Annotated in this window: 14 protein-coding genes and 1 pseudogene; 10 read left to right on the top strand and 5 right to left on the bottom strand. The window is 34.4% G+C overall.

The genetic code is table 11. From position 1 onward, the window contains the following. Window positions 1-90 precede the first annotated feature (90 nt). Genes ACTYA4_RS19715 through ACTYA4_RS19700 form a run of 4 tightly spaced genes read left to right on the top strand, consistent with a single transcriptional unit; the run spans window position 91 to window position 4,169 of the window. Window positions 91-1,290 (top strand): glycosyltransferase, encoded by a 1,200-nt coding sequence (locus ACTYA4_RS19715; protein WP_445505846.1) that lies wholly within the window; start codon window positions 91-93, stop codon window positions 1,288-1,290. A gap of 14 nt (window positions 1,291-1,304) precedes the next feature. Further along, entirely contained in the window at window positions 1,305-2,225 is a 921-nt protein-coding gene (locus ACTYA4_RS19710; RefSeq protein ID WP_443483241.1) for a putative nucleotide-diphospho-sugar transferase, read from the top strand. A 28-nt stretch (window positions 2,226-2,253) separates the two neighbouring features. Continuing rightward, on the top strand, window positions 2,254-3,207 hold the full coding sequence (locus tag ACTYA4_RS19705; RefSeq protein ID WP_443483240.1) for a phosphotransferase: 954 nt from the start codon (window positions 2,254-2,256) through the stop codon (window positions 3,205-3,207). Beyond that, complete coding sequence (locus tag ACTYA4_RS19700) at window positions 3,204-4,169, top strand: NAD-dependent epimerase/dehydratase family protein (RefSeq protein WP_443483239.1); 966 nt, start codon at window positions 3,204-3,206, stop codon at window positions 4,167-4,169. Before ACTYA4_RS19705 ends, ACTYA4_RS19700 begins: the two co-directional genes overlap by 4 nt. Before the next feature lie 64 nt (window positions 4,170-4,233). Here the strand turns inward: ACTYA4_RS19700 and ACTYA4_RS19695 are convergent, their stop codons facing one another. Further along, window positions 4,234-5,079: a dimethylarginine dimethylaminohydrolase family protein gene (locus ACTYA4_RS19695; RefSeq protein ID WP_443483238.1), complete on the bottom strand. Its 846-nt coding sequence runs from the start codon at window positions 5,077-5,079 to the stop codon at window positions 4,234-4,236. A 549-nt stretch (window positions 5,080-5,628) separates the two neighbouring features. On the opposite strand from ACTYA4_RS19695, the gene ACTYA4_RS19690 reads away from it, so the two are divergent. The 3 genes from ACTYA4_RS19690 to ACTYA4_RS19680 all read left to right on the top strand — a co-directional run bounded on the left by ACTYA4_RS19690 (window position 5,629) and on the right by ACTYA4_RS19680 (window position 8,575). Then, complete coding sequence (locus tag ACTYA4_RS19690; protein WP_443483237.1) at window positions 5,629-6,606, top strand: LacI family DNA-binding transcriptional regulator; 978 nt, start codon at window positions 5,629-5,631, stop codon at window positions 6,604-6,606. 19 nt (window positions 6,607-6,625) lie between these two features. Beyond that, window positions 6,626-7,555 (top strand): ribokinase, encoded by a 930-nt coding sequence (gene rbsK / locus ACTYA4_RS19685; RefSeq protein WP_443483247.1) that lies wholly within the window; start codon window positions 6,626-6,628, stop codon window positions 7,553-7,555. A 105-nt stretch (window positions 7,556-7,660) separates the two neighbouring features. Further along, window positions 7,661-8,575 carry a nucleoside hydrolase gene (locus ACTYA4_RS19680; RefSeq protein WP_443483236.1) on the top strand — a complete coding sequence of 305 codons (915 nt, stop codon included), beginning with the start codon at window positions 7,661-7,663 and terminating at the stop codon, window positions 8,573-8,575. A gap of 352 nt (window positions 8,576-8,927) precedes the next feature. Here ACTYA4_RS19680 and ACTYA4_RS19675 read toward each other — a convergent pair whose 3' ends face one another. Beyond that, window positions 8,928-9,185 carry a hypothetical protein gene (locus ACTYA4_RS19675; protein ID WP_445505845.1) on the bottom strand — a complete coding sequence of 86 codons (258 nt, stop codon included), beginning with the start codon at window positions 9,183-9,185 and terminating at the stop codon, window positions 8,928-8,930. A gap of 88 nt (window positions 9,186-9,273) precedes the next feature. On the opposite strand from ACTYA4_RS19675, the pseudogene ACTYA4_RS19670 reads away from it, so the two are divergent. Beyond that, window positions 9,274-9,456 (top strand): annotated as a pseudogene (locus ACTYA4_RS19670) (IS4 family transposase); the annotation flags it as partial. 80 nt (window positions 9,457-9,536) lie between these two features. Here the strand turns inward: ACTYA4_RS19670 and ACTYA4_RS19665 are convergent. Then, window positions 9,537-10,655 carry a S8 family peptidase gene (locus ACTYA4_RS19665; protein WP_443483234.1) on the bottom strand — a complete coding sequence of 373 codons (1,119 nt, stop codon included), beginning with the start codon at window positions 10,653-10,655 and terminating at the stop codon, window positions 9,537-9,539. A gap of 339 nt (window positions 10,656-10,994) precedes the next feature. Continuing rightward, window positions 10,995-11,765 (bottom strand): hypothetical protein, encoded by a 771-nt coding sequence (locus ACTYA4_RS19660; protein WP_443483233.1) that lies wholly within the window; start codon window positions 11,763-11,765, stop codon window positions 10,995-10,997. A 292-nt stretch (window positions 11,766-12,057) separates the two neighbouring features. On the opposite strand from ACTYA4_RS19660, the gene ACTYA4_RS19655 reads away from it, so the two are divergent. Further along, window positions 12,058-12,477 carry a disulfide oxidoreductase gene (locus ACTYA4_RS19655; protein ID WP_443483232.1) on the top strand — a complete coding sequence of 140 codons (420 nt, stop codon included), beginning with the start codon at window positions 12,058-12,060 and terminating at the stop codon, window positions 12,475-12,477. Window positions 12,478-12,647: 170 nt separating this feature from the next. Continuing rightward, window positions 12,648-13,292, top strand: a complete 645-nt coding sequence (locus ACTYA4_RS19650) for a spore coat protein (protein WP_443483246.1) — start codon at window positions 12,648-12,650, stop codon at window positions 13,290-13,292. 282 nt (window positions 13,293-13,574) lie between these two features. Here the strand turns inward: ACTYA4_RS19650 and ACTYA4_RS19645 are convergent, their stop codons facing one another. Then, window positions 13,575-14,399, bottom strand: a complete 825-nt coding sequence (locus ACTYA4_RS19645; RefSeq protein WP_443483231.1) for a hypothetical protein — start codon at window positions 14,397-14,399, stop codon at window positions 13,575-13,577. Between the last annotated feature and the right edge of the window lie 381 nt (window positions 14,400-14,780).

Genomic DNA, 14,780 nt, shown 5'->3' with positions numbered 1-14,780 from the left:
AAGAAAAGCGGAAGCGGCTTGGTCATCTAAGTTGAAAAATTTTATTTTCTTATCTTCTAAAAAAGACTAAGGCTTAAATGGAGGTGTAAAATGAGGGCTAGCGTCATCATTCCATCTTATAACGCAATGGAGCGGCTTTACTATAATTTAGAATCACTTAATTATCAGGATTATCCATTCGAAGAGTTTGAAGTAATTGTCATAGATAACGGTTCAAATGATAACACAGGACTGATGTTAAAAAAATTTCAGTCGAAATATGTGTTAAAAACAGTCCGCTTAAAAAAAAATAAAGGAATAGCGAATGGAAGAAACAAAGGCATATTAAAAGCTACAGGAGATATACTGATTTTTCATGACAGTGATATGATTGCAGCAAAGGATTTTGTTAGAAAGCATATAGAGGCACATCAGGATGAAAATACAGTTATTTGCGGAATGTTTTGGAAAAGAATATTTAGTTTTTATTATAAATATTTTCATAGCGATCAGTATAACCACTTTCAGCAGTTTAAAGACCGATTTACTTGCGATGGAAAAGCAAAAAAAAATAAAACCCCTTTAATACCCATACAAGAAATAATAAATGGCACGTTTATGCATGAGAGTTTTGATTTAGACAATGAAATAATTGCTTCTTTAAAAGAGACGCTTCAAAACTATGGAGAAGAGTTAGATGGTTACCCATTTTCATGGAGATACTTTTTAACGAATAATTCCTCTGTTTCCAGAAATAAGGTGATGGAAGTTGGGTTGTTTGATGATAAAAATGAAAACTGGGGATTTGAAGATATTGATTTAGCATTTAGACTATATAAAGCAGGATGCAAATTCAAAGTTAGACAGGACATCGTTAACGTCCATCAAGAACATCCTTTACAATACTCTCTGCCTCAATATGTGAACAGTCTCCATTATATGTTCGAAAAGTATAATGATATCAAGTATTTAGATATGCTGCTCATTCTTCTCATTATTACTACTTCTACCATCCCCCCAGTCAAACCCTTACTTGATGAAAAAAAACTAAATGAATTAATAATCGAAATAAAAGAAATGGCTGCATTAAATAATCATGTCGATCTTTTGCACCTTTTTAGAGAATTAGTGCAATTCGTCAGAAAAAAACATATGAACCAAATCAAACCAGAAAAATTATCTCGATTAAAAGAATACTTGTCAACCGTGCAGCAGCAAGAGGAAAAGTTATCCCAAGAATTAAAGAAACCATATTTTATGAAAGCTTTGTTTGCTCTTATTTATGAATTAATGAATAAAGATGGAGAGTAGAGTGATGTTGAAAGATGGATAACGCATTTTGTACCGTTCTCTCGAAAAAGAGGCTTTATCAGGCACTGGCCCTTATTCGTTCGCTCTATAAAGAATTAAAAGAAGACTTTTCCTTTCATATTCTTTGTACAGATGAGGAGACGTATAAGGTTTTACAGAAACTAAAGTGGAAAAATATTTTTTTAACTAGTGATGAGGATTTGAGCAAGGAAATTTTAGGTTTGAAAAATACAAGAAAGCTGCATGAATATTGCTGGACGCTTAAACCAATTATTATTGAAAGAGTGCTAGAAACATACCCTTCAGTAAACAGGGTCACATATCTTGATTCTGATCTGTTTTTTTGGAGAAATCCAAACCATATTTTTTGGAATCAGCCTGACTGCTCTGTGTTATTAACAAAGGAAGAAAAAGCAATTTCGCCTAAAAAAAAATCAACATTAAAAGAGGTCGAAAATATAACAGGCAAGTATAATTCAGGGTTCTTGAGCTTTAAGCGAGATGAAATGGGAATCTCTGCTTTAAAATGGTGGAAAGAAAAATGTCTTGAAAGCTGTGCAATTAACCCGAGTGGAGGAACATTCGGAGATCAAAAATATTTGGATGAATTGCCAAAGCTATTTTTAGGCGTATGTGACATCACTACGCCAGGAGTTAATATTGGTCCTTGGAATTTTCGGAAATATTATTATCATGTGAAAGACAAAAAAGTATGGATTAATAATGATAAACTAATTTTTTTCCACTTCAGCGGCTGGAGAATTATCGGAAAAAATAATATAAAGCTAATTCATAACAGCGAAAAACATACACCATTTATTTTCAAAATATATAAACAAGAGCTTTACAATGTTATTGATAGTGTGGAAAAAGTAGACCCGACATTTAATGGATTTGCAGAAAAAGTGGATTTGAAACTATTTTGGGAGATATAAACCATTTTTTTAATGGGAGGGGTACTAAATGGTTTCTACTATATATACAGATATACAGAAAATATGTAAAGAATTTGGAATCGGTAAGTTGAAAAGCATTGCTGGACCGCTTGGCGGCTATGCTAATAGCAATATAAAAATAGAAACAAATAAGGGTGCCTTTGTCGTACGAATATTTAAGGAAAATATTGAAGATGAACGACTTCATTATGCAAATAAAATGATTGCTAGGCTTTGTGAGGCAGGAATTCCTGCCTTAACTCCGATACGCAATGTTCAAAATAAGAGTTTTTCCTACTATAAATTAAATAAAATACTGGTCACTCCTTTCGTAGAATCGATGTCATTTCAATGGGTGCCTGGGCAAGCTTATCATAGTGGAAAAACACTTAGAAAAATACATGATGCACTGCATTCCGTGAAGGAAAGTCCTGAACCTACCGGGGTTTACTCCTATTATAATCTTCCCCCTAAAACGATCGTGAAGCTGCTTAAGGAAGAAGGACATAAACTGCCAAAAAATAACCAAAAAGATGTTGATCATCTTTTCGATCTAATAAATCAACAGCAAACCTCGGCTAAAGATCTTCCAAAGACTGTTATTCACGGCGATTGGAATCCGTGGAATCAGCTTTATCATAAAAACGATCTGGTGAGCTGTGTGATGGACTTTGACTCTTTGCAAATTGGAGAAAGAGTATTTGATGTTGCCTATGCCCTTTATTTTATTTTAACTCATCAAATGATGGACTCTTTAGGCAAGGAATTTTTGCATGGTTATGGAGAATTAACAGAACAAGAAATATTAATTCTGCCCGTGTTAATAGCGAAAATTGGGTTGTTTTTTGGAATTTTTGCTGGTGTTGGCGATTTTGATTTAGAAAAAAACAAAAATCAGTTGGAATGGGTATTATCAGATGATGGTCAGAAGAGAATCTATCATTTATGCAATTTTCAAAATGGAAGGCATGATCATAAATGAGTGATCGGAAATATTTTTGGAAGAATAAAAACGTTTTAATTACTGGCTCCACCGGTTTTGTTGGGCGATATTTGTTGAAAGAATTGGTTCAGCTAAATGCAAATATTACAGCGTTAGTAAGAAATCCAACATCACCCTTTTGTCTAAATCCTTCTTTTCAAAAAGTGAATTTTTTACAAGGGGATTTAGAAGATTTAGATTCGATAAAATGTGCAATAGCAGAACATAACATTGATACAGTATTTCATATGGCAGCCCAAGCAGTTACTGGGGAAGCCATTTTAAATCCACTTTCCACTTTTGAGACAAATATTAGAGGAACATGGAATATGTTAGATGCTTGCAGGCAGCATTCAGTGAAAAGAGTGATCATCACATCGAGTGAAAAAGCATATGGGGAGTCCCTGCTCTTGCCTCTTGAAGAGTCCTTTTCATTAAATGGACGAAAGCCTTATGATGTGTCAAAAAGCTGCGCTGATTTAATTGCACATACGTATTATGAGACTTATCAACTCCCAGTTTGCATAATAAGATGTGGAAATTTGTATGGAGGCGGAGATGTTAATTTTAGCAGAATCATTCCAGGAACAATTCGCTCCATTCTTCATAACGAAGCACCAATCATAAGAGGTGATGGTACACAAATTCACGATTTTTTTTATGTGAAAGATGCAGTACATGCTCATTTGCTTGTTGCAGAAAAAATGGAAGAATATAAGCTTGCTGGAGAAGCTTTTAATTTCGGCAATGAAAACGCATTAACAGTGTTAGAGGTCGTTCAAAGAATAATAGCAATCATGAATAGTAATCTGAAGCCAGTAATTTTAAAGCAAAATAGCAAAAAAATTGCTGGCCATTATCTATCCGCTAAAAAAGCAAAGGAAGTACTGACGTGGCAACCAGTCTACAGCTTTGAAAAAGGAATAGAAAAAACAGTTCAGTGGTATAAAGAGTATTTTTAGATGCATGTCACTATCCAAAGATTAGCTGTCGTAAATCTGGGCGGTGCCAGTGCACCACAACAAACTATAATCTTTTAAGGGGAAGCGTACAGCAGCGAAAAGCTCCACCAGATTTGATGATTTCTGAAATATCTACTTCGATTATAGTGTAATCTCGCTTTTTAAGCTCTTTATTTACTCCTTTATTAATTGGAAGGCTGAATACTTTTTTATCTCCAATTGATAATACGTTTGTTCCTAATGTTGCTTGTTCTTCTTTTGATACTTCAATTAATTCATAACGTTCCGCTAACAGTTTCTCTACCTCCTTATCGATTTCACCACGGTATATAAGAGCTTCTGTCGGGGAGAGAATATTAAACACACAATCCAAATGCAAAAATGTATCGGTGAAAGGGACCGCAATTACCTCATAAGTCGGCAATAAAGTTTGTAAATGCTCAATCGCTTTCTTATTTGTCCGGTTGCTTACTCCAACATAAATGGTATTTTGGTCAATTAACACATCGCCGCCTTCCATTTTATCGCCTTTTAAATTGGTGTACGTTATGTTTTCTTTCTCTAACCATCTTAAAAAGGTATTCTCTTCTCCTTTCCTTACATCATGTCCCATTTCAGAAACAAATACATGCATGCCTAATATAAATCCAATATCCCTAGTAAAAACTTGTTCTGGATACTTTTTAAATGGGGGAAGAAGAGTAACTTCGACTCCATGCTCTTTTAATTTTTCTACAAATATTCCATGCTGTTGTTCCGCTTTTTGTGTGTTGATATTTTCTTGGAAATATTGTTCTTGTATCGCATTTATCGGTTCTTTAATCGTCATATAGGTTGGAGATGTTAAGACTACCTTTTTTAGTGGATGATATTCGCTGGCGCAACAGATTTTCATGCTTTCATCTATCATAATAAACCTCTCGTTCATTTATTTTTGAATATAAACTTATACATTAGTTTTTCCAATTTCTTTTTTAAAATAAGATTTTTCTTAAAATAAATGAAGGATTAGAATTAACTCAAACTTCGCAATTATAAATTCCTCTTCATGTATTGCTATAACTTGGTTTAGGGCAATTAGAAAAGGGTGATTGATTAGTCTTTTAGGGTGTTTTTTTGCAAACATTATTCCTTACAAATAGGGGCTTGCTTTCCGTTTCAGGATACTCGCAACCCGTAGTGGAAAGCAACCTCAACAATAAAAAACAAGCCTCCCTTTTTATTGTTCTAAACCGAGTCATATCAAGATTTGCAAACGAATTTAAAGGTGCGAAGTTTGAGGAATTAATAAAAAATATCTTGTAATATATTCTTACATAAAAGTAGATATCTTTTTTTATTGATTGTATTATATGCATAGTGAAAAAACAGTTGTATATTTACACTTATTTAAGAAACCGGTTTCTGGGTTTTTACTTCTAAGAGAAACCGGTTCCTTATATAAAAGGGGTAGGAAAACATGAAGGTAACGATAATGGATGTAGCTAACTATGCTAATGTTTCCAAAGCAACTGTATCTCGAGTTCTTAATCATAATCCAAAAGTTAATGATCAAATTAGACAGCGGGTTCTCCAATCCATTGAGGAATTAGGGTATCACCCCAATGCCTTTGCCAGAAATTTGGCTAACAATACTTCCAATGTAATTGGTTTGATTTTGCCTGATATTACGAATCCATACTTTCCAATCATTGCAAGAGGGGTTGAGGATGCAGCACATCGAGAAGGATTTTCACTGTTTATTAGTAATACAGACAATAATCCTAATATCGAACAAGAATATATCGAGAAAATGATGTGCCAGCAAGTAGCAGGAATTATTTTAATTTCTTCCATATTGGACGAGCATAAAGTAAACAAATTGAGTGATTTAAAAACCCCATTTGTCTTGTGCGATAGATTATTAACAAAAACGACATTTGATACCGTATCGATTGATCATTACAAAGCTTCATACGAAGCAGTTCTCAATTTGATTCGGAAAGGGCATCAAGATATATGTCATATATCAGGACCTAGCCTCGTTCAGTCGGCTGAAATGCGAAGGAATGCGTACAGAGACGCGATGCATGAACATAATCTTAATCCTTCCATTAGGATTGGAAACTTTAGTTATGAGTCTGGTTATGAGCTCATGAAATCAATTTTAGAAGAATCAACTCCAACTGCAGTATTTGCAGCAAATGATTTAATTGCATTGGGAGCTATGCATGCCATTCAAGAAAAGAGATTAAGGATTCCACAAGATATTTCGGTCATAGGCTGTGATGATATTTTATTTGCACAAATGAGTACTCCAAAGTTAAGTACTATTTCGGTTCCTGCATATCAAATTGGTGTAACAGCTGTTGAGATGCTTGTTGAACGTATAAAGGGGGTAAGGTCCACAGCCAAGAGCCTGGTGCTAGAGCATAAATTTGTCCAAAGAGAAACATAAATCGGGAGGACCAAAAGTGATGAGTTCAGACATTGTTGTTGTAGGTAGTTTAAACATGGACATGGTAGTTAAAGTGAAGCGAAAACCTGAATGGGGAGAAACCATACTTGGCAGTGACTTTTTTATGAGTCCTGGCGGAAAAGGTGGAAACCAAGCATATGCTGCAGGTAAACTTGGGGCATCTGTCGCGATGATCGGTCGGGTTGGAAATGATGTATTTGGCAATCAACTCTTGCAAAATTTAAACGAAGTTGGTGTAGATACCTCTTCTATTGGACGAGTTGAAAATGAGTCCACTGGAGTGGCCTTCATTAATCTTAATGAAGATGCCGATAATAGCATTATTGTAGCTCCGGGGGCCAATAATCTAGTAACTCCTGAGTATATAAGAGAACATAAGCAAGTAATATGTCAAGCAAAGCTTGTCATCGTTCAACTTGAAATACCCTTAGAATCAGTGATAGAAGTGGCTAAAATAGCAAAAGCAAAAAACATTCCACTCATGCTTGATCCTGCTCCAGCTAGAGTTTTACCAGACGAATTATACAAAATGGTCAATTATATTACTCCAAACGAAAGTGAAATATCTGTAATTACTAACATTGATGTTTCTGATATTCGATCAGCAAGAATAGCCAGTGTAGAACTGTTAAGAAAAGGCGTCAATACTGTATTTTCAAAGCTTGGGGGACAAGGTGTTGTGGTCACAAACGGAAATAGAACTTTTACAATGGACGGATATGACATACAAGTTGTTGATACGACTGCTGCAGGAGACGCATTTGCAGGTGCGCTCGCAACAGCACTTGTCAGCGGTAAAGATATATGGTCAGCGACTCAATTCGCAAATGCAGTAGGAGCAATAACCGTTACACGATCAGGAGCTCAAAGCTCAATGCCTGATATGGAAGAAACACATCAATTTATGAAACGTGTTTCAAAGTTATAAGAAAAGCGCAGGCTCCGGAGCTAGACACTGATCTAAGTTCAAAAATATTATGTTTTCTTATTTTCTAATAAAGTTAATTTAAACTATTAAATGGAGTGATTATATTTGAAGCCAATTATATTCGATGTTGATACTGGGATTGATGATGCTTTAGCGATGGCATATGCTCTAAACTCTCCAGAATTAGAGCTGCTTGGTTTTACGACTTGTTTTGGAAACGTATCAGCAGCAGAAGCGACACGCAATACACTGGTAGTTTTAGAAAAAGTAGGGAAACGGATTCCTGTTTACCAAGGAGCAGCACAAACATTCAGGCGTGGGGAGAAAAAACATTCGGCGAAACACGTTCATGGAGAAGATGGTTTAGGCAATGCCTTGAAGAGTGATCCAATTGCACAAGCTGAAATTGGATTTGCACCGGACTTTATCATTGAACAAGTAAAAAAACGTCCTCAAGAAATAACAATCATTTCAGTTGGTCCGCTGACTAACCTTGCTCTAGCAATAGAAAAAGCACCGGAAATAATACCGTTTGTTAAAGAAGTTGTGATTATGGGCGGTGCTGTAAATGTACGTGGGAACGTAACTCCATATAGTGAAGCAAATATTTTCTCTGATCCTGAAGCAGCCGATTATGTTTTCTCTTCAGGTTTACCAGTCACAATTGTGGGACTCGATGTAACAATGAAGACATTATTGCCAAAATCTACACTAAATGAATGGCGTGCTGCTGAGCAGGAATCGGCTCGCTTTTTAGCAGATATAACCGAGTTTTATATGGAAAAATATGAATCTTTTTATCCAGGTATTGGCGGTTGTGCTCTTCATGATCCGCTTGCAGTAGGTGTTGCAATAGATGCCAATTTTGTTACAACTGAAGCGATGAATGTAAAGGTTGTCCTAGAAGGGGAAGAGTTAGGAAGAACAGTAGGCAGCTTTGAGGGTGAGCCTAAGATTCACGTTTGTACAAAAGTAGAAGCGGCTCGATTTTTAGCTCACTTTCTTAGCAGAGTAATTTGATTAAGAAAAGCGCACGTCCTGTGGCAACGTCGATTGACTCGCATCCTGCGAGTCTTTGGCAACGCCGGTACTAGTACATCTTATAAGTCAGAGCTAGACACTCATCTAAGGAAAAATTTTCTTATCTTTTAAAATAAGCCTGCCTTTTGAAGTTTATCATGAAATTCGCTGGCACAACAAAATTTTATGTTCTTATCAATTATACAAAGCCACTGATTCATTATAGTGTAGTTTTCCCATTTCTGTTTTAAAAATAATATTGTCCGTAAACGGCATACTAAGATATCTCCTCTTTTCTTCCATGATCTAACAGCATTGTAAACTGTTCTTACGCTGTAGCCGACTCTTTCTGCTAATTTATCTGCTCCAATTTTCCAAATACCTTTCCCGCTAAGAAATATACAATTTCATCCAAAATTAATCTTTGTTTTGCTGGAAATAGTTTAGAAAAACATAAGCCAGCTTTATAGATTGTTACTTTTTTTGAGGCTAGTATAGTATCTTTTCTAATTTTCGATAGTCTCGCATACTGTATGTATGCCTGTACATCAGCGTTGTATGCCATTAAAATTCCTCTATTCGCTCCTTTTGGAACTAAAAAAGACAACATCCACCAAAAATTTCGTGGGAAATTTGGGAAACATTGTCCTTTAAAAAATAGAGAAATAGACTTGTATTTCTGATATATAAGTGCTAATAACGAAGTGATTGAACTCGATTGGGCTGTCGCATTGCAGCAATTAATCGAGTTTCTACGAGATGTCTTGAAGAAAACGAACAAACAAACACAACAATTACTTAAAAATCAACTATCACAATGGATTGCAGGTTTACCTAGTTACATCAGGGCTTACCTGCCTAATTTGGTCTGCGAAAGTTGAGTTAATCATTTTTAATTTGTAGTAGACTGTTCATTTCTCTAATTCTTTTGCAAGATTAATTTTATATTTTTTAAGTAGTATTATCTAATTGTTTTATTTGTATTTATATAGTTAACAGCGTTTAAAGCATCTACTAACCCATGTCCATATAAAGATGAATTACCTAAAGGTTTTGCAGTATCATTTAAAATTTCTCTAACCTTAACATTAGAAATCTCTGGACTTAATTGCATTAATAAGGTTGCAACACCAGATACATATGGAGCTGACATAGAAGTTCCATTATAAACTGCATAGCCTTTAGGTATTGTACTATTTATTTGTACACCGGGAGCAACTAACTCTAATTCTTTCCCTACACTGGAGAATTCAGCCCTATGGTCATATTGATCAATTGCTCCTACTGATATAACTGAACTATATTTAGCTGGATATTCAATAGTACCTTTTTTACTGTAACCACTATTCCCTGCAGAAGCAACTATAAGAATACCTGCTTTATATGCTTCATCTAGGGCATTTTGTAACGAACGTGAACTAGTATTAGTACCAAAACTCATATTGATAATGTCAATATTATTTAAAATAGCCCATTCAATACCTTCGATTACATCACTATAATTTCCATTACCATTGCTATCCAAAACTTTAATTGAATAGAGGTTTGCTTCTGATGCTACACCTAAGACTCCTACGTCATTATTTAACGCTGAAATAATCCCTGCTACATGAGATCCGTGGCCATTATCATCCATATAATCAGAGGTTCCGTCAACAAATGTTTCTCCTCCGTCTACTCTAAGATCTTCATGAGTATAATCAATACCTGTATCCATCACACCTACTTTAACACCCTTACCAGTCCCGCCAAGGTTGTTAACATCATCAGCATTGATATGTGGTACTCCCCAAGAAATTTCTTGACCCGTTATATGTACTAGTCCATTTTCTTCTACATAAGAAATATTCGGGTTTGTTGATAAAGCCTGTGCTGCTTTATCAGTTAAATTAACATATACGACTGGCATAAATCTATATTTCTTTTCTATTTTGCCGCCATATTCATTTACTAGTTTCTCATTAACATGATTATTAAAACCTATTAAAAAAGATTTCTTAGTTTGTGCTTTACTATTTTCTGGATTAATAAAAATAAATAATAGAATTACAGCAATTACTATCGACAATATTTTTTTCATAAAATAATTAAACTCCTTTATTTTTTCTTTATGGGAATTACTAACTATTTTTATTAAAAATATAAAATAGTTACAGTGTAGATTATATTTTGTAATATTTACAATATTTGAAGGTATTAAGAAAAACAGACGACCACTTGCTTTAATAAGTGATCGTCTGTTTATGGAGGGCATTTCTTTTGAAAAAGGAAGTTTGATTAATTCTGTTTTTTTGATTTTTTATTTTTAAAAGCAAACATTAATAAAATTAATAGTAGTAATGGGACTCCGTAAACAATTAGTTGAAATAATGTATCACCAAAATACATAAATTTTCTTCCTCCCTCCACTGTGAATTATTTAATAATAAGTGTTTCCACGAGCATAAGCTGAATCTCCGCCTACAATTAATGAAACACTTCTTGTTAGTGTACCATACGATCCACCTATATATAAATAAACAGAGAATCTTGCTTCTGCTTTATTAAATGAGGTTTCTTTAGATCTAATTATTCTACAAGATGGGCTTCCAATTGACCCATATATTTCCCAAACACTCTGGTCACCAGCCCATGATATATAATCATAACCGCCGTTAACATATGTATAATTAGCTCTAAAACTAATTTCCCAAACCCCAGGATTTAAATAATAAACTTTTCTATAGTTACAATTTACATAACCACTTCCACCTGAACAACTTCCTCCTTCAATTCCAGTTCCTTTTGTAGTAATAGTACCAGGTGAGCTTATCTTATCAGCTAATTCTACACCTGTAACAGTAATGGAACCATCTGCAAATGTAAAAACTTCTTCATAACCAGTTGAAGTATCAATTTTATCTACATTAACAGCTTGATCTGTATCATATAGCATAGAATCAAGTGGTTCTTGATTTTTTAATTTGGAAATTAGTTTATTAATAGTTTCATTGTCTACATTATATTTTTGTAACTCTTCTTTTACTTTGACTAAGTCCTTTTGTTTAAATACTAGACCAGTTTTTTGAGTTTGATCTTGATTTTTTTCAGCTGCTAATGCGATTTCATTGGGACTTACACCAATGATTTCTGTACCAAAGAATGTTGCTAAAGCTAGTCCAGAAATAATAATTGCTTTAAATAATTTCATGAAAAATTCCCCCTTTTTTTAGTAAATGAGTATATCTGAACCAATTTTAACAATTTTGTAAAAAATATTGTCGTAATTTTTTTTTACATATTTTTTGGGATTTAGATGATAAATTAGCTTTTTAATTGACTAAATATAAATACCAATATAATGTTAAAAAATAGGGAGAACTTTTCATAAAAGGCGAATTTGGTCACTTCACTGAAGAGATTGGATCATCATTAGAAAAGAATGGTGTGATTAAACTATGTAGAAAATAAATAAATGAAAAGGAGAAAGGAAGTTTATTTTGATGCAAAAAAATGTTGAAAACCTGCTCTTAACTGCATTTTGTGTAGCGTTAATTGCTATGTTTGGTAGCTTATATCTTTCGGAAGTTTTAAAATATGAACCTTGTAAATTATGCTGGTTTCAAAGAATTATGATGTATCCACAAGTTTTAATATTAGGTGTAGCGATAGTTAGAAAAGAAACAAGCATTGCACTCTATACGAGTATTTTATCATCTATCGGTATTATCTTTTCTACTTATCATTATTTAACACAGCAATTTACTTTGTTTCAAGAAAGTTCTCTTGCTTGCGGTAGAGTTTCGTGTACAGATAAGTATATAAATTGGTTTGGGTTTATAACTATTCCTTTCCTAGCACTTATTGCTTTTATTATTATATTGATTGCTAGTCTACTTATTTTGAAAAGAACTAAGGGATAAATAAAGATTCCTATCATTGTTAGTAGCGAAATAAAGAAAAGGAGAAAATTATGACCAAAGGAGTGGGAATTTTGTTGTGCATTTTCATTTCTTCATTACATGAATAATTTGCTTTTGTTATTCCATACTATTCCTGTTGTTAATTTTTTAAACAGGAGGAGATTTTCTTGATGCAAAATGGACAAAATCAAATGCACCAAAATGTACAAACAGGGCAAGTTCCTCAATACATGAATCATGGTGGGCATGAAGTATTCGACGTGCATGAGGTATTAACTGGTACTATTAATGCGTTAGACACTTATAAGCTTTTAGAGCAGCATGTACAAGATCCTGAATTGCGTGATATGCTCAATAGACAATATCAATTTATTCAAGAAGAGTACAATCTAACATTGCAAAGCTTTCAAACAGGTCAAGATCCTGTTAAAAGAACAGAACCATATATGATGAAAGAGGGCAATGATTTCACCTTTGGGTTAGTGCCAACAACGCCTGCAAAACCAATTCAAAACATATCAGAAATAACTGATCAACAAGTTTCTGTTGCTATGCTTAATGCGATGAAAGCTTCTGCAGCAATGAAAACGATGGCAGCAACAGAAACAACCAACCCAGTTGTTCGCAGAGTGATTGCTGCATCCATTCCAAACTGTATTGAAATGGCATACGAAATCTCATTATATCAAAACAAACATCATTACTATCAAGTGCCACAGCTTGCAGCGCAAGATATGCAGCAGCTTTTAAATGCTTATGCGCCAGCCACACCAACCCAAATGCAGCAGCAAATGACGAATCCTAACATGCATTAATAGGTGCACAGTCACTAAATGAAAGGCTCTGTTAAACTTGCTTGTTGATTTCCGCTCCAGGCATTCGCTTTCCGCGGGCGGTCCGGGAGCCTCCTCGGCACTTTGCGCCTGTGGGGTCTCCCTTTGACTCTCTTTTCCCGCAGGAGTCTCACACCTTCCGCTCCAATCAACAAAGTATCAAAATCAACAATTAGCTTTAACACAGCCAGATGAAAAAAAGCTAACTCAAAAGGTCGTTGAAAAACGTCTTTTGATGTTAGCTTTTTCACTCTTACTGAAAAATCATTCAACCGGCAAACGATGGCTTCCTTGAACTATTCTGATTGGACGTGGAGCCTCAAAATAATCTTTTGTTGGTATTCCAAGTAGAATAAAACGGATACTTTCAATTAAGCTCTCTTTTTTTAGTTCAAAGGGGATGATTATTTTGGAAAAGGCAGGGATGAACAGTTTTTGAGAATTCCCTACTGTATAATCTGTCATCATCATTAATTGTCCTTGCATTTCTCGATCATATTTATTGTTTATGCTCAAGTAATAAGTTCCTTCTTTTAATTCGTCTGCTTCCTTAAATAAGTTTTTATCCTTATATATGGTGATAGGAAGACCTTTTTGTGTTGGTTTCTCTATTCGTTTTGGCACGACGTATAGATGATTGGCAACTGGTGCTGGATTTGCACCTTTTACATCAAGGGAAAAATAAAGATGTGTGATATACCAGTTAGAATGACGTTTCTCCCATTCATCTGAATGCTTATAATCGTCAAAATATTTTTCTGTAAATAAGTAAATCATTTGTTTGCCGGCTGGTATATTCGATAAGGAGTAGTTTAATTGGACTTCTCCACATTTAGGTACATCTATCATATGAAAATATCCTTTTTTTCCATTTAAAGTGATTAAAAGAGGGGATGCACCATTCTCCATTACTGCATAAAAAACGACTTTTTCGTCCTTTGATGTATTATGTTTTAATATATGAGTACCTTCAAAAATGCCATTTTCATTTGTTTTGAAATCTAGTTTATTTAAATCGTTTATATATTCCGGTGTAGTACTTATTCTAGTCGTTCGACTTTCCGAGTATATTTTTTCAAATGAATCCATAGCTCCTCCTTTAATAGAATAAGGCATCTTCTTTCATCTAACCTTCATTAGATATAAGCCAACTATTATTTTTCGAACAATAGATATTACCTCAGTGTCATTTTTTATGCATGAACTCTTAGTAAATTGTATATATTTCCATTGTATATCTTTGTTACTATTTCTATCAATTGGCTGTTTTCTCAAAGTTTGTTGTTTTTTACGTAAAATATTGGAAGAAGAAGTACTCAGCAGACTGAATACACGTAGACTCCTGTGGGAATGCGAGAAAGACTCGGGCGCCACAGGAGCGTATGCGACGGCACTGAAAAAGTGTTTTATTAGATAAATTATAGGTGAAACACTTAAATATATTAGGGTAAAAATGGTATAGAGAGTTTG

The organism is Niallia yueguangensis (assembly GCF_052663115.1).
The sequence above is the reverse complement of the archived record's forward strand: the minus strand, read 5'-3'. Positions and strand labels throughout refer to the sequence as shown.